The following is a 14,485-nucleotide window of genomic DNA, read 5'->3' on the forward strand; positions in this document are numbered from 1 at the left end:
ACGACCGTGTCGGTGAGGACCGGCGCGTCGTCCCGTTCCACGGCCGTGGCCAGCAACTGCACGGAGGCGGAGGCTGAGGCTGAGTCTGGGTCTGACCCACGTAGACGCGACGCAACGCCACCCCCCAGCGCGCCCAACGACCGGAAGGACACCCGTGTTCGAGTTCAGCGTGATCGGCGGCAAAACGGCCCGCGAGATCATCGGCCGCAGCCGGCGGGACATCGTGCGGGAGGTGAAGGACACCTATCTGACCCACGACGACGGCGACTCCGTCAACCCGGACAGCTACTTCCTGCGCTTCCCCGACAAGCCGGACAGCCGCATCATCGCGCTCCCGGCCTACCTGGGCGGCAAGCACGACGTCGCCGGGATCAAATGGATCGGCAGCTTCCCCGGCAATATCGAGAGCGGCATCCCGCGCGCCTCCGCCGCCCTGTTGCTCAATGACTACGCCACTGGCTACCCCTTCGCCCTCCTGGAGGCCTCGCAGATCAGCGCGGCCCGCACCGCGGCCTCCGCCGTCCTCGCCGCCGAGCAGCTGACCGGCGGGCGCACCGCCCGCCGGCTGGCCGTGATCGGCGCGGGCATCATCGCCCGCAACATCCTGGAGTTCTTCGCCGCCCAGGAGTGGGACATCGAGACCGTGGTCGTCCACGACCAGCACCCCGAGTACGGCCAGGCCCTGGCCGACCATGTGACCGGATCGCTCGGCTACCGCGCCGAGACCACCGACGACCTGCACACCGCCCTGGACGTGGCCGATGTGATCGTCTTCGCGACCACCGCGGGCGAGCCCTACGTCCTCGACCCGCGGGCCTTCGCCCCGGGCCAGACCGTCCTCAACATCTCGCTGCGCGACATCGGCCCCGAGATCATCCACGCCTCCTACAACATCGTCGACGACATCGACCACTGCCTCAAGGCCAACACCTCCCCGCACCTGGCCGAGCAGAAGTACGGCAACCGCGACTTCGTCACCGGCACCCTCGCCCAGCACATCCGCGGCGAGGTCACCACCGGCCCCGACAAGCCCGTGATCTTCTCGCCCTTCGGCCTCGGCGTCCTCGACCTGGCGGTCGGGGCACTCGTCTACCGCGTCGCCACCGAGGCCGGAGAGGCCGTCGCGATCGACGACTTCTTCGGCGAGACCACCCGCTGGTAGCCCTCCTGCGTTCGGGACACCGGCCGCCCCGTCGGCTCACCGCCACCCAGGAACAGCGGTGCCCGGGGCGGCCGGTGTCGCCGTATTGCCGGTCGGTGGGCCGGCGACCTCGTGTCATCAGGCGTCGGGTACCTCAGGGCATTGGCGGCCTCAGCTTGCGCTGCCCCCTGGGCGCCGCTCGGCCGTGCCCTGAACGGGTGCCCAGAGCCGGTCTGCGTCACCGGCGGCCAGGCTGCCCCGGTAGACGTCGATCTTGCGGTCGATGATTTTCAGGTTCTCCTGCGTCTCCGCCAGCTTGGCCAGCACATCGGCACGGTGGGCCTCCAGGAGGGCGAGCCGTTCCGCCTCGTTGCCCGGTCCAGCGGCGACTAGTTCGGCGTACTGGCGGATGCCCCTGATGGGCATGCCGGTGGCGCGCAGCTTCGTGCAGATGACGATCCACTTGAGATCGAGTTCCCGGTACCGGCGGCGGCCGCCGCTCGTGCGGTCAACGGGACTGATGACCAGGCCGGCGCGCTCGTAGTACCGGAGCGTGTGCACGCTCACCCCGGTGCGGCGGGCCCCCTCGGCGATGGACACACCTTCCGCGGGTACAGCGCTGGGTCGCGCCTTCGGCTCGGCGGCGTCGGAAGCTGGCTGCGACTTGATTTCGAGCACGCTCTAAATCCTAGCGTCGTGGCCATGAGTTCACCGGTGTTGTCCCCCGTCGCGGTTGCCGAACTGAGCCCGCGCCGCAAGTCCCTGGTACTCGCGATCTGCTGCGCCAGCATCATCGTCGTGGTGATGGACATTTCCATCGTCAACGTCGCCCTTCCCACCATGGGCCGCGACCTGCATGCCTCAGAGTCCGGCCTGCAGTGGACGGTCGACGCCTACACCCTCGTGCTGGCGGGGTTCCTCGTGCTGGCCGGGTCCACCGCCGACCGGGTCGGCCGACGGCGCGTCTTCCAGGCCGGTCTCGTGACCTTCGGCCTCGGGTCGCTGCTGTGCGGACTGGCGCCGGGCATCGGCTGGCTGATCGCGGCGCGCATGCTGCAAGCCGTCGGCGGGACCATGCTCAACCCAGTGGCCATGGCGATCGTCGCGAACACGTTCACAGGTGCCGCCGAGCGGGCACGGGCCATCGGGGTCTTCGCCTCGATGTCCGGGTTGGCGCTGGCGCTCGGCCCGATCCTCGGCGGCGGGTTGGTCGACGTCCTGGGCTGGCGGTCGGTGTTCTGGATCAACGTCCCGATCGTGGTCGTGGCGATCGTGTGCGCCAAGTTGTTCGTGCCTGAGTCCCGTGCCGCCCGGGCACGCCGGTTCGACCCTGTCGGGCAGGTGCTGATGGTCCTGGTCCTGGGCAGTGTCGTGTACGCGATCATCGAGTCCGGGTCGCTGGGCTGGGCCTCGCCGGTCATCGTCGGGCTGCTCGTTGTGGCCGGGCTTGGTGTGGCGGGGATCCTCGGCTGCGAATCGCGCCGCGCCGACCCGCTCCTGGAACTGCGACTCTTCCGCAGCGTGCCGTTCAGTTCGGCGATCGTGATGGCGCTGTTCGCCCTGTGCGGCTTCGGCGCGTTCTTGTTCGTGACCACCCAGTACTTGCAGGAGGTGCGCGGCCTGCCGCCAGTGATGTCGGGGTTGTGCCTGCTCCCAGTCGGGCTGCCGGTTCTGGTGGTATCGCCGCTCACCGGGCGCACGGTCGGCGAGCGCGGGCCCCTGCTGCCACTGGTGGTGGCAGGGACCGCCCTGGCTCTCGGCGGCGGCGTGTCGCTCTGGCTCGGGCCGGATACTCCCCTCCCGGCCGTGCTGGCGGTCTATCTGCTGTTCGGCGTCTTCCTCGGCACGGTCAACCCGCCCATCACCAACTCGGCGATCTCCGGGATGCCCCGCTCGATGGCCGGGCTGGCCGGCTCGCTGGCCTCCACCGGCCGCCAGGCCGGCACCACACTGGGCGTCGCGATCTCCGGGACGATCATCGGCCCGGAGACCGCCCATGGCGGGACGGCGTTCACCGGCGCGGCGCATGGCGTGTGGTGGATGGTGGTAGCACTCGGCGCGGGCATCGTGGCGCTCGGACTGGTGAGCACAAGACACTGGGCTTCCCGCACCGCCGCACGAGCGGCCGCGCTGTTCGAGCGGATGGACACGCCGACAGCGACCAAGTGACCGGGAGCGGCCATGAAAGAAGCACCCCAGCGGTGAGCGAGGGGCCGCTGGACTCGACATAGGCAATGGTCACCCCGTTGGCTTTGGTGACCAGTGTCAGGCTGCCCCCGAGGCGCGTACGCGACTGGCGTTAGGCCCGTAACGGACCACCCGTGACGGACCACTCCTCTGAGCGAAGGTTCCACATCAGCTCTACGTCGTCACGCCAACGCGTTCAGTCAGCCTCGCTCAGTCGGAGTAGCTTGGACGCATGGCAACGGACTATCTGGGGGACCGTGTCAGGCGCCTTCGTCGGTTGGCGGCGCTGACCCAAGAGGGGCTGGCCGAGCGGTCCGGTATCTCGCTCGACACCATTCGACGGCTGGAGCAAAAGCCGCAGAGTTCCGTTCAACTACCCACGCTGCACGCCCTGGCATCGGGACTGGGCGTAGAGCTGGCAAGCCTCTTGGGCGACCCTCCCGGCGCGCCCTCGTCGGGCGAATCGGACTCCCCTCAGCTCGTCGCGGTGCGACGTGCGATCATGCCCCCGCTCTTCGCCCCGCCAGCGCCGCCACGTGACCTGTCGACGCTGTCTCTGGATCGGATCCGTCGAGATCTCGCGCAGGGGTGGACGCTCTACCACGCAGCGGAGTTCGACGACCTGCTGAACTCCCTCCCGGGGCTTATCACCGACACCCGATTCGCCGCTGCCGTCGGTGACGCCGACCAGCGGGCCGCCGGTCAGGCTGCGCTGAGCAAGGCGCTCCAACTTGGCGGGCACCTGGCAATTCGTATGGGCAAGACGGATCTTGCGCTGTCATCGCTGGAGCGCGCCATGACAGCGGCCGAGGCATCATCGGATCCTTTGCTCGCCCCAATGATCTCCAACTCCGTGGCCTGGGCGTATCAGCGGCAAGCACGGCTGGACGACGCACGGAACCTGGCCGTCCATGCCGCCGATAAGGTCGAGAGGGAACATACCGAGACCTCAGAGGGGCTTCGTGTATGGGGCGGCCTGTTGATGTCGGCTGCCACAAGCCACGCCCGGAGCGGCGATTACCAGCGCGCCAGCGACATGATGGTGACGGCCGAAAAGGCCGCGGAGCGGCTCGCCAAGATGCCGACACCACAAGACGGCAAGCTACTGAGCGTCTTCAGCAAGTCCTCCGTTCGCATCGAACGAGTCCGTCTGGCTGTCCAGCACGAGAGGCCGACCGAGGCGTTGTCCCTCGCTCGTGGAATGCGTCTGTCCAAAGACACTCCGCCGTCGTGGCGGACCTGGCTGCTGCTGGATGTCGCTCGCGCACACACTGACCTGGGCAACGGGGCGGGGGCTGTCAAGGCGCTGGAGTCGCTGAGGCGCCATGCTCCCGCGTGGATGCGGCACCACACCCTTGCCGTGGCCATCGTGCGTGACCTGTGGAACTGGCCGTCACGTCCTGCCGGAGTCAGACCACTCGCCCAGTTCCTGGGCATCGTCGATTAGCGTTCTGAGACTACGTAACGCGTTCCCTGTTGGTCCTGCTCAAGTCTCGCCAGGCTCGGGCTAACAGGACCCCCGCGACCGTGCAGCCGGTCCGGGGGCATGGTCAACGCTGAAGAGGAGCGTCAACATGGAACACATTACTGCCCGGATCGTGGAGGGTCTGCGCCGGTTACTGTCTCCGGCCTCAGCATGTCATCGGTCCGTCAACGTCCCGACCGCCGTGCGATCCGTCGATACTCCCACCCTGGCGCTTCCGCGGATCTTTGTCGTGCCGATCGTCGACTACGACCCTGCTCCACCGTATGTGGACGCGTACCTGCGGACGTGCGAGGAAACCCGATGAGCGCGGGCACGCCATCGCACGAGCCTCACGAGGGTTCCAGCCCGCCGCACGTACATGTCGTGGGGGCGGGGCGATGACCGCGACGAGCCGCTTGCGGCTGCTGCCGTGGTCGAGCCCGGACGGTCGGCCGTGCTACCTGGCGGCGGCCAGCGGCAGCAGCAGGTTGAGCCGACGGGCGGACGAGATCGAGGCCGTCCAGCTGACCATGGGGGCCGAACTCCTGGGCCACGCCCGGTCGTTGCTCGGCAACCGGAAGGCGGACATCGGTGAAGTGCGCTTCCTGGCAGAGCGGCTGTGCGAATCGCTGAGCGATGTGCTTCGGGTTGCCGAGAGCAGAGGAGCGCGTCTGCCTGTGGACGGCGACAGCCAGACCGATCCAGAAGGCGGCGCGGACGACGGCAGCGCGTCAAGCAGTGGAAGGGAGACATCGTGACCCACTGGGAGATCAGCCCCGTTCCAGGTCGGGGTCTGCACCGTGCCGACGGTGGCGCCCTCGCGCTGCCGCTCCGGATCAGCGGCGGCGGCCAGCCCCTCACTGTGGCCGAACTGCGGCTGACTCCCGCCTCGGCGGAACAGTTGCACGCGGCCCTGTGCTACGCGCTGGGTGGGCAGCTCCCGCCCGATGGCGCGCCGGAGTGCCGTCAGCCGGTTCACTACCCGGGCGGCCGACAGCGGTACTGAAGACAAGTCGCCTGCCCTTGCCGTGCCTGTCCCGAGGAGGCAGGGGCAGGCGACTTTCCCTCCGGCAGCGGGTGTCACACCGGCCGCCCCGTCAGCTCACCGCCACCCAGGAACAGCGGTGCCCGGGGCGGCCGGTGGCCGGTCAGCCCAGCACACGCAGCACCAGCCGCACCACTCCCCTGAACCCTCGCACGATCCACCCGAGGAGTCCCGCCTCCACGGCCAGCTCCGCGGCACCCGCCGCCACGTCCGGCCGCTGCGAGCCATAACTGCACCGGGAGCAGGAGCGGGGCCAACGGCGCTTTGACGCACCGCACTTCTTGCACATCGCCATGGCCCCATTCTCCCCTGCCACCACAGCCCGCCCCGTCAGCTCACCGCCACCCAGGAATAGCGGTGCTCGGGGCGGCCGGTGTCGCCGTATTTGAGGGTGAGGCTGATCCGGCCCGCGTGTTCCAGGTACTTGAGATAGCGCTGGGCGGTGGAGCGGCTGATGCCGGTGCGCTCGGCGACCTCATGCGCGGACAGAGGGTGTTCCGCCTGGTCCAGGGCGCGGCGGATGAGGTCGACGGTCGGCGCGGAGTGGCCCTTGGGCAGTACGGAGCGGGCGGTGGCGTCGGCGGTCCGGAACGCGCCGAAGATGCGGTCCACCCGCTCCTGGCCCGTCTCACCGCGCCCGCCGACCCCTTCGAGGGTGTGGCGCAGCGTCGTATAGCCGTCGAGCTTGGCCCGCAGCCCGGCGAAGTTGAACGGCTTGACCAGGTACTGGAGCGCGCCGTACCGCATGGCGGCCTGGACGGTGGCGACGTCGCAGGCCGCCGTCACCATGATCACGTCCGCGTGGTGGCCGAGCTGCCGCATCCGCCGGACCAGGGTCAGCCCGGTCTCGTCGGGCAGGTAGTGGTCGAGCAGGACGAGGTCGACGTGGGCGCGCTCCAGGGTCGCCAGGGCCTGGGCGGCGGTATGGGCGCGGGCGGCGACCCGGAAGCCGGGCACCTGGGCCACATACGCGGAGTTGATCTCGGCGACGTGGAAGTCGTCGTCCACGACAAGGACGTCGATCATCGTGACTCTCCCGCTGCGGTGAGCTGCTGGATGGGCGTGTTGTCGGCGTGGCCGCCGTCGGTCGGTGTGGGGGATGGATCGGGTTGCGGTGCCGGGTCCGGGGCTCCGTCCGGGTCGACCGCCTCGGGCAGGATGACGGTGAACACCGCGCCCCCGCCCGCGCGGGCGGTAACGCGGGCCATTCCGCCGTACCGCTCGGCGAGCCGCCGCACCAGGGCCAGCCCGATGCCCCGGCCGCGCGGCCGAGGCGCGGGCTGTTTGGTGGACCAGCCCTGGGCGAAGATCTGTTCCCGCATCTCGGGCGGCACCCCCGGGCCGTTGTCGCTGACGCGCAGTACGGCGGTGGTGCCCTCGGCGCGCAGCTCGACCTCGATGAAGGAGTCGGGGCGTGGATGCGCGGCCACGGCGTCCAGGGCGTTGTCGATCAGGTTGCCGAGCACGGTCACCAGGTCGCGCGGGTCGACCACCCGCTCGGACAGCAGCGTCTGGGGGGAGACGCGCAGGGACACCCCGCGCTCCGCCACGATGGCGGCCTTCCCGACGAGCAGCGCCGACAGCAGCGGGTCGCGGACCCGCTCGGAGATCTGCTCGGCGGAGGCGCGGTGGGTGTCGGTGAGCCCGGCGATGAACTCGGCCGCCCGCTGGTGCAGACCGAGTTCCAGCAGCCCGAGCAGGGTGTGCAGCCGGTTGGCGTGTTCGTGGTCCTGGGCGCGCAGCGCGTCCAGCAGCCCGCGGGTGGAGTCCAGCTCCCGGCCCAGCAGCTCCAGTTCGGTGCGGTCGCGCAGGGTCGCCACGGCGCCGCCGTCCTTGGTCGGCATGCGGTTGGCGATCAGGACCCGGCCGCCGCTCACCGTCAGCAGATCGGCCCCGTCGGCCCGTCCCGCCAGCACCTCCGTGGTACGGCCGGCGGGCAGCGTCTCCTCCAGGGTGTGGCCGGCGGCGTCCGCGCCGACGCCGAGCAGCCGCCGCGCCTCGTCGTTGATCAGGCGGATCCGGCCCTCCCGGTCGAAGGCCACCACGCCCTCGCGGATGCCGTGCAGCATCGCCTCGCGCTCGTCGAGCAGCGCCGAGATATCGGCGAACGCGACCCCGTGGGTACGGCGGTGCAGGCTGCGCGAGACGGCGATCGCGGCCAGTACGCCCACGGCGAGCGCCATCCCCGCGTACAGCAGCAGCCGGGGCAGGGTGGCCAGCAGCTGGTCGCGGACGCTGCCGTAGCCGATGCCGACCGAGACCGCGCCGACGATCTTCCCGTCGTCGTCGCGCAGCGGGACCTTGGCGCGGGCCGAGCGGCCCAGCGTGCCGACGTCGATCTGCATGACCTGCTGTCCGGAGAGCGCCGCCTTCGGATCGGTCGAGACATGGTCGCCGATCCGGTCGGCGTTGGTGTGCGACCAGCGCACCCCGCGCCGGTCCAGCACCACCACGTACAGCGCCCCGGTGGCCCGGCGGATCCGCTCGGCCGTCTCCTGCACCGGCCCGCCCGGGCTCGGCTCGGTGGTCTGCAGATCGCGGGCGAGGCCGGGGTCGGCGGCGGTGGCCTGGGCGATGGAGAGCGCCTTGTGCATGGCCTGGTTGTCGATCTCGGAGCTGAGCGGGGCGAGAAAGAGGCCGGTGGCGAGCACCATCACCCCGACGGTGATGGTCAGCTGCACGGCCAGCACCTGGGCGGACACGCGCCTGGGCCAGCGGATCCGCATCTGGGTCACTCCCGTCTCCTGGCCCTCCCCGTGAAGCGGTAGGGACTATTCCGTTTACGGCGCTGTAAACGCACGGTAAGGGCGGTCTGCGGCGGTTGCCCAGGGTCCGTAGCGGATTCGTTGCCGTAGCGCGAGCTAAACGAGCAGAACGGGGCTTGTGGGCACAAGAACGGGTTGTGCCCACAAGGCTGCCGGTGTGGCCCGCGCCACTCCTAGCCTCCCGGCCATGAGCAGACAAACGAGCCCTGCCATCGAGTTGCGGGGCGCGAGCAAGGTGTTCCGGACTCCGTCCGGGGGCCTCCACACCGCCGTCAGGGATCTGGACCTGACGGTCGGGCGGGGCGAGTTCGTCGCCGTGGTCGGCCCCACCGGATGCGGGAAGTCCACGACCCTGACCCTGGTCAGCGGGTTGGAGGAGCCCACGGAGGGCGATGTCCTGGTGACCGGCGAGCCGGTCCGCGGCATCGGGTCCAAGGTCGGCTTCGTCTTCCAGCAGGACGCGGTCTTCCCCTGGCGCAGCGTGCTGTCCAACGTGATGGCCGGGCCCCGCTTCCGCGGCGTACCGAAGGCGGAGGCCAGGGAGCGGGCGCGGGAGTGGCTCGCCCGGGTCGGGCTGACGTCCTTCGAGGACCGCTACCCGCACCAGCTGTCCGGCGGCCAGCGCAAGCGCGTCGCGCTCGCGGCCACCTTCGTCAACGACCCCGAGATCCTGCTCATGGACGAGCCGTTCTCGGCGCTCGACGTGCAGACCCGGGCGCTGATGTCTGACGAACTGCTCGAGCTGTGGGCCGGGACCGGCGCCTCCGTCGTCTTCGTCACCCATGACCTGGAGGAGTCCATCGCCCTCGCCGACAAGGTCGTGGTCATGACCGCCGGCCCGGCCACCGTCAAGGAAGTGTTCGAGATCGATCTGCCACGGCCCCGCAAGGTCGAGTCGGTCCGGCTGGAGCCCCGGTTCATCGAGATCTACCGCGAGATCTGGTCCTCGCTCGGCGAAGAGGTGCGGATCACCCGCGAGAGAGGAGCCTCGCATGCCTGAGGCCACCACTGCCGCGCCCACCCCCGTCAAGAACGGGATCACCAAGGGCCCCGGCACAACCCGTACGACGGCCAGAGCACGGGCCGCCCGCAAACGCGCGATCCTCGTCCAGTCCACCCGCGCGCTGGTGCTGGTCGCGGTCATCGGGCTGTGGGAATGGCTCGCCCGGACCTCCGTCATCGACCCGTTCAACTTCTCGATGCCCTCGAAGATCTGGGACCAGCTGAAGGACTGGATGCTGCACGGCACCGCGCAGGGCCCCCTGTGGGAGCAGGTCTGGACGACGCTCCAGGAGGCCCTCATCGGATGGGCCATCGGCGTGGCCGCCGGCGTCATCCTGGGCATCGGCCTCGGCCGCGCCCCCTTCCTCGCCGACGTACTGGGCCCCTACATCAAGGTGCTCAACGCGCTGCCCCGGATCGTCCTCGCCCCGATCTTCCTCATCTGGTTCGGCCTTGGCCCGGCCTCGAAGATCGCCTCGGCGGTCGTGCTGGTCTTCTTCCCCGTCTTCTTCAACGCCTTCCAGGGCGCGCGGGAGGTCGACCGCAACCTGGTGGCCAACTCCCGGATCCTCGGCGCGAGCAACCGCCAGGTCACCCTTCAGGTCGTGATCCCCGCGGCCACCTCATGGATCTTCACCAGCCTCCATGTCAGCTTCGGCTTCGCGCTGATCGGCGCGATCGTCGGCGAGTACATCGGCGCCACGAAGGGGATCGGGCTGCTGGTCGCCACCTCGCAGTCCACGTTCAACGCGGCCGGGGTGTACGCGGCGATGGTGATCCTCGCCGTGGTCGCCCTGCTGGCCGAGGGCCTGCTGACCTTCCTGGAACGGCGGCTGTTCCGCTGGAAGCCGGCCCAGCCGGGCGCGGACCACTGAGGCCGAGCCTCCTTTCCCTCTCCTCCCCCTCTCCTCTGTTTTCCTCATCTCACAAGGACGTGACATGCGCAGCTATGCCAAGTTCTCCGCGGTGGCGATCGCCGCGGCGCTGTCCCTGACCACCCTCACCGCATGCGGCAGCGACTCCGGCGGGGACGGCAAGGACGGCAAGGTCAAGATCATGGTGGGTGGCCTGGACAAGGTCATCTACCTGCCCGCGATGCTCACCCAGCGGCTCGGCTACTTCAAGGACGAGGGCCTCGACGTCGAGCTCCTCACCGAGCCCGCCGGCGTGCAGGCCGAGACCTCACTGGTCTCCGGCGAGGTGCAGGGCGCGGTCGGCTTCTACGACCACACCCTGGACCTCCAGGTCAAGGGCAAGGAGGTGGAGTCCGTGGTGCAGTTCTCCCACGCACCCGGCGAGGTGGAGATCGTCTCCAACAAGGCGGCGGGGGAGATCACCTCGCCCAAGGACTTCAAGGGTAAGAAGCTCGGCGTCACCGGCCTCGGCTCCTCCACCGACTTCCTCACCAAGTACCTGGCCGTGAACAGCGGCGTGAAGACCAGCGAGTTCACCCCGGTCGCGGTCGGCGCGGGCCAGACCTTCATCGCCGCCCTGAAGCAGGGCGCGATCCAGGGCGGCATGACCACCGACCCCACCGTCGCGCAGGTCCTGGACCAGAAGCTCGGCAAGATCCTCATCGACATGCGCACCCCCGAAGGCTCCAAGGCCGCCCTCGGCGGCCCGTACCCCTCCTCCAGCCTCTACATGAACACGTCCTGGGTGAACGGCCACAAGGACACCGTCCAGAAGCTGGCCAACGCCTTCGTGAAGACCCTCAAGTGGATGTCCACCCACACCCCCGAGGAAATCGCCGCCAAGATGCCCGCCGACTACGCCCAGGGCGGCAAGGAGCTCTACGCCCAGGCGATCAAGTCCACCCTCCCCATGTTCACCAAGGACGGCGTCATGCCGGCGGACGGCCCGGCGACGGTCGAGCGCGTCCTGAAGTCCTTCAACCCGAACCTGAAGAACGCGACGGTGGACCTGAACAAGACCTACACCACGGAGTTCGTGAAGAAGGCGAGCTGAGCCAAGGGCCCGGCCGGTCGGAGAGCCGACCGGTCGGGCTGATCCGCGGGGGCGCGTCAGCTGACGTAGGCCTTCAGGATGTCCGTGTCGAGCGTGATGCCAACCGGCTCGGGGATCACGACCTGCTCCCCGAAGGGCGCCCGATGGATGTCGAGGTAGCAGCCGCTCTTCGGGTCGGGGTTGGTGTGGACGATGAGCGCGCAGGTGTCACGGTCCACGAGGAGATAGACGGGGATGCCCGCGGCCGCATAGGCAATGGGCTTCTCGACGCGGTCGCGGCGGTCGGTGTCATAGTCGTACGACGTGACCTCGACGGTCATCAGGACCCCGTCTGGGTCGGCCCACTCGCCGTGCCCTGCGAAGTGCGCGATGGGCGCCAGCGAGCCATCCGGACGAGCCCGGCCCTTGCGGTACTCTCCGACCTTCAGTCCCTGCGACGTATGCAGATCGAGCTCCGGACGACTCTGCATGCACTGCCTGAGCAGCCACATGATGATCGTCTCGTGATCCCCGTCGGCCACGCACTTTTCCCCGATCCGTCCGTTGATGAACTCCAACCTGACGGATTCGCGCGCGGTAGAGGCGAGCTCCTCGAAGGCCTCAAGCAGCGTGTAAGACGAGCGCTCGGTCATAACCGTCATGTTGCACCCCTTTCATGGAGGAGGCCAGTCTTTCCGGACGCATGCACGACTGAGGTGTGTTCCGCGGTAGATCACTCCTGCGAGTGATTGTTCGATATCAGGCGGTGACGTCTCCCGCGGACCGGACCCTCTGGCGGTCCGCGGCATCGAACAACGCCAGGGAGCGTGCCCCGGGCCGGACGGCCTGGTCCAAGCAGCGAAGGAGCGAGTCCTCCAGTCCCCCCACCGCTTCGGCGATCTCCTCCGCGACGTCCCGCGTGATCTCTTCCGCCACGTCGTCCACGGAAGCGTGAGACCCGAGCTTGCTCACCGCGGCGGCCGCGCGGGCTGGGGTCAGGAGCGCCGAGGCATGGACCAGGAGCCAGGCGGGAACCCCGGCCGCTCCCTGTGGCGGTGCCAGATAGGGGCGTGAGCCGTCGAAGCGCTCGTCCTCGGCGAAGGCCTTCTGCTTCACCTTGGCCACCGGACGCCCGTGAGCGCCCGATGGGTCCGACTCCCGCCACTCCCCGCCCGGCTTGAGGACGTAGCCCTCGGCGAGGTTGTCCGCCAGCTCGGGAAGTCCGAAGAGGGCAGGCACCCTGGTAGGAAAGGCGCAAGGCAAGTCCTGGAGCCTGTTCAGCGGGCCCTGCCCGAGAGCGGGAACGCAGGCGAGCCCCGCGGCAGCGGCGGCATTGCGCAGAGCGTGGTCGGAGATCCAGCAGCGGCCTTCCGCGGTTTCGACCGAGGCGTCGAACAGCAGCCAGTGCAGGCCCGGTGCGTACCACACGCCGGTCTGCACCGGCTCGACGCCAGGAACAGCGGGAACATCCGGGTGTGGATAGCACCCGCCGGCCAGCTCGCCGTAGACCGTCACCACCGCGGCGGTACCCCACACGCCCCGCAGCGCCGAGGCGAACCGGGCCGCCGCCACCGACAGTGCCGGCCAGACCCTGCTCACGCCGAAGAAACCGTCCAGCCCGTCATCTCCCAGCAGCTCACGCCGCTTCGCCGGACGTATACCCGTGCCGTCACAGACCACCGCGAAGTGCGCTCCGTGCACCTTCTCCACCGCGATCCAGTCCCGCACCCCGGGCACGCCGATCCGCCCCCTCGACGGGATCTTGGGATACGGCCTCAGCGCAGAGCCTTCAGACGCGATGTCGGACATGAACGGGCATCATCGCCGTGCCCCAGGCCTGAGGCAACAGAGATTCATGGCCGTGGCCGAAAACGCGACTGGGGTTTCTCGGAGAACCGAGAAACCCCAGGTCAGTGGCTTAAAAACCAAAGTGCGCCGCCAGGGACTCGAACCCCGGACCCGCTGATTAAGAGTCAGCTGCTCTAACCAACTGAGCTAGCGGCGCGTGCTGACGTCGTAAATACTACCCGGCCCGGAGGAGTGCTCCTGACCGACCGCCCGCCCTCAGATCGTGAGGGACAGCAGCACCGGAGCCGCCTCCCGGTTCAGGGTGTACGCGGCCTGACGTAGGCGGTGGGCGTGCTCCAGGGGGAGGGAGAGGGCCAGGCAGCCGGCTGCGCGGCCGGCGGTTATGGGGACGGCGGCGCAGACGGTGCCGACGGCGTATTCCTGGATGTCGAGGACGGGGACCGTGGCGGGCTGGCTTTCCAGCTTGCGGAAGAGGACCTTCTCGCTGGTGGTCGTGCGGGAGGTGAGCCGCACGGTCTTGTGGCGGGAGAAGTGGTCGCGGCGGCCGTCGTGGTCGAGCTGGGTCAGCAGGCACTTGCCGACGGCCATGGCGTGGGCCGCGGAGCGGAAGTCGACCCATTCGTTGACCTTGGGGGTGCGCGGGCTGTCGGCGTACTGGGTGATGCGGACCTCGCCGTCGATATAGCGGCTGAGGTAGATCGCCGCGCCGACCGAGTCGCGCAGGGCGGAGAGCGACTTCTGGAGCTTGTGCTCGACCGCGGTCTGGCGGTCGGCGCCGGAGGAGCCGAGCAGGGAGAGCGAGGTGCCGGCGACGTACGCGCCGTCCGTGACCTGCTCGATATAGCCCTCGCGGCGCAGCATCCGCAGCAGTTGGGCGAGGTGGGCCGGTGGCAGGCCGGTTTCGCGGGCGATGCCGGCGTCGGTCACGCCGTTGGTGTGGTGGGAGACGACTTCGAGGACCCGGAGGGCATGCCGCACCGAGTGGAACGGCGCGGTCGACTCGGGCTTGAGCGCCACGGTTTCCCCCTAGCAGGTTGTGACCGCTTGCGTCGGCGCCGTCGCCGCAGGTCATGGCCATGGGATTACCCAGCGGCAGTTTTTACCCGGCGCGGCTTCGTACCACG

General features: G+C 69.3%; 14 protein-coding genes and 1 tRNA gene. 8 read left to right on the forward strand and 7 right to left on the reverse strand.

Annotation, left to right across the window (positions count from 1 at the left end; all coding sequences use genetic code 11):
• Nucleotides 1-154 precede the first annotated feature (154 nt).
• Nucleotides 155-1,162: a 2,3-diaminopropionate biosynthesis protein SbnB gene (gene sbnB, locus ABTY62_RS40575; protein WP_352134395.1), complete on the forward strand. Its 1,008-nt coding sequence runs from the start codon at nt 155-157 to the stop codon at nt 1,160-1,162.
• A gap of 150 nt (nt 1,163-1,312) precedes the next feature.
• On the opposite strand, the gene ABTY62_RS40580 is transcribed toward sbnB, so the two are convergent.
• The gene (locus ABTY62_RS40580) at nt 1,313-1,819 is read right to left on the reverse strand and encodes a MerR family transcriptional regulator (RefSeq protein WP_352134396.1); all 507 of its coding nucleotides are present in this window, start codon (nt 1,817-1,819) and stop codon (nt 1,313-1,315) included.
• A gap of 24 nt (nt 1,820-1,843) precedes the next feature.
• Between ABTY62_RS40580 and ABTY62_RS40585 the strand changes: the two genes are divergently transcribed.
• The 4 genes from ABTY62_RS40585 to ABTY62_RS40600 all read left to right on the forward strand — a co-directional run bounded on the left by ABTY62_RS40585 (nt 1,844) and on the right by ABTY62_RS40600 (nt 5,799).
• On the forward strand, nt 1,844-3,310 hold the full coding sequence (locus tag ABTY62_RS40585; protein ID WP_352134397.1) for an MFS transporter: 1,467 nt from the start codon (nt 1,844-1,846) through the stop codon (nt 3,308-3,310).
• Between the two features lie 250 nt (nt 3,311-3,560).
• Nucleotides 3,561-4,775, forward strand: a complete 1,215-nt coding sequence (locus ABTY62_RS40590) for a helix-turn-helix domain-containing protein (RefSeq protein ID WP_352134398.1) — start codon at nt 3,561-3,563, stop codon at nt 4,773-4,775.
• Nucleotides 4,776-5,191: 416 nt separating this feature from the next.
• On the forward strand, nt 5,192-5,551 hold the full coding sequence (locus ABTY62_RS40595) for a hypothetical protein (RefSeq protein WP_352134399.1): 360 nt from the start codon (nt 5,192-5,194) through the stop codon (nt 5,549-5,551).
• On the forward strand, nt 5,548-5,799 hold the full coding sequence (locus ABTY62_RS40600; RefSeq protein ID WP_352134400.1) for a hypothetical protein: 252 nt from the start codon (nt 5,548-5,550) through the stop codon (nt 5,797-5,799). Before ABTY62_RS40595 ends, ABTY62_RS40600 begins: the two co-directional genes overlap by 4 nt.
• Nucleotides 5,800-6,168: 369 nt before the next feature.
• Here the strand turns inward: ABTY62_RS40600 and ABTY62_RS40605 are convergent, their stop codons facing one another.
• Nucleotides 6,169-6,864, reverse strand: a complete 696-nt coding sequence (locus ABTY62_RS40605) for a response regulator (protein WP_352134401.1) — start codon at nt 6,862-6,864, stop codon at nt 6,169-6,171.
• Nucleotides 6,861-8,564 carry an ATP-binding protein gene (locus ABTY62_RS40610; RefSeq protein WP_352134477.1) on the reverse strand — a complete coding sequence of 568 codons (1,704 nt, stop codon included), beginning with the start codon at nt 8,562-8,564 and terminating at the stop codon, nt 6,861-6,863. Before ABTY62_RS40610 ends, ABTY62_RS40605 begins: the two co-directional genes overlap by 4 nt.
• Before the next feature lie 226 nt (nt 8,565-8,790).
• Between ABTY62_RS40610 and ABTY62_RS40615 the strand changes: the two genes are divergently transcribed.
• From ABTY62_RS40615 to ABTY62_RS40625, 3 genes are all read left to right on the forward strand, one after another.
• Nucleotides 8,791-9,603, forward strand: coding sequence for an ABC transporter ATP-binding protein (locus ABTY62_RS40615; RefSeq protein ID WP_352134402.1), 813 nt, complete (start codon nt 8,791-8,793; stop codon nt 9,601-9,603).
• The gene (locus ABTY62_RS40620) at nt 9,596-10,480 is read left to right on the forward strand and encodes an ABC transporter permease (RefSeq protein ID WP_352134403.1); all 885 of its coding nucleotides are present in this window, start codon (nt 9,596-9,598) and stop codon (nt 10,478-10,480) included. Before ABTY62_RS40615 ends, ABTY62_RS40620 begins: the two co-directional genes overlap by 8 nt.
• A gap of 64 nt (nt 10,481-10,544) precedes the next feature.
• The gene (locus tag ABTY62_RS40625; RefSeq protein WP_352134404.1) at nt 10,545-11,573 is read left to right on the forward strand and encodes an ABC transporter substrate-binding protein; all 1,029 of its coding nucleotides are present in this window, start codon (nt 10,545-10,547) and stop codon (nt 11,571-11,573) included.
• Nucleotides 11,574-11,629: 56 nt separating this feature from the next.
• On the opposite strand, the gene ABTY62_RS40630 is transcribed toward ABTY62_RS40625, so the two are convergent.
• The 4 genes from ABTY62_RS40630 to ABTY62_RS40645 form a co-directional block, all read right to left on the reverse strand.
• Nucleotides 11,630-12,214, reverse strand: coding sequence for a Uma2 family endonuclease (locus ABTY62_RS40630; RefSeq protein ID WP_352134405.1), 585 nt, complete (start codon nt 12,212-12,214; stop codon nt 11,630-11,632).
• Between the two features lie 97 nt (nt 12,215-12,311).
• Entirely contained in the window at nt 12,312-13,361 is a 1,050-nt protein-coding gene (locus tag ABTY62_RS40635) for an RNA ligase family protein (RefSeq protein WP_352134406.1), read from the reverse strand.
• 122 nt (nt 13,362-13,483) lie between these two features.
• Nucleotides 13,484-13,557: transfer RNA gene (locus ABTY62_RS40640), tRNA-Lys, on the reverse strand.
• 59 nt (nt 13,558-13,616) lie between these two features.
• On the reverse strand, nt 13,617-14,378 hold the full coding sequence (locus ABTY62_RS40645) for an IclR family transcriptional regulator (protein ID WP_352134407.1): 762 nt from the start codon (nt 14,376-14,378) through the stop codon (nt 13,617-13,619).
• Between the last annotated feature and the right edge of the window lie 107 nt (nt 14,379-14,485).

The sequence above is a fragment of the Streptomyces sp. NPDC097640 genome, assembly GCF_040302705.1.
GTDB lineage: Bacteria > Actinomycetota > Actinomycetes > Streptomycetales > Streptomycetaceae > Streptomyces.

Bases quoted from the DNA above. Each gene is read 5' to 3' on its own strand.
- ABTY62_RS40585 (WP_352134397.1), top strand. From the start codon at position 1,844: ATGAGTTCACCGGTGTTGTCCCCCGTCGCGGTTGCCGAACTGAGCCCG.
- ABTY62_RS40590 (WP_352134398.1), top strand. From the start codon at position 3,561: ATGGCAACGGACTATCTGGGGGACCGTGTCAGGCGCCTTCGTCGGTTG.
- ABTY62_RS40595 (WP_352134399.1), top strand. From the start codon at position 5,192: ATGACCGCGACGAGCCGCTTGCGGCTGCTGCCGTGGTCGAGCCCGGAC.
- ABTY62_RS40605 (WP_352134401.1), bottom strand. From the start codon at position 6,864: ATGATCGACGTCCTTGTCGTGGACGACGACTTCCACGTCGCCGAGATC.
- ABTY62_RS40610 (WP_352134477.1), bottom strand. From the start codon at position 8,564: ATGCGGATCCGCTGGCCCAGGCGCGTGTCCGCCCAGGTGCTGGCCGTG.
- ABTY62_RS40615 (WP_352134402.1), top strand. From the start codon at position 8,791: ATGAGCAGACAAACGAGCCCTGCCATCGAGTTGCGGGGCGCGAGCAAG.
- ABTY62_RS40620 (WP_352134403.1), top strand. From the start codon at position 9,596: ATGCCTGAGGCCACCACTGCCGCGCCCACCCCCGTCAAGAACGGGATC.
- ABTY62_RS40625 (WP_352134404.1), top strand. From the start codon at position 10,545: ATGCGCAGCTATGCCAAGTTCTCCGCGGTGGCGATCGCCGCGGCGCTG.
- ABTY62_RS40630 (WP_352134405.1), bottom strand. From the start codon at position 12,214: ATGACGGTTATGACCGAGCGCTCGTCTTACACGCTGCTTGAGGCCTTC.
- ABTY62_RS40635 (WP_352134406.1), bottom strand. From the start codon at position 13,361: ATGTCCGACATCGCGTCTGAAGGCTCTGCGCTGAGGCCGTATCCCAAG.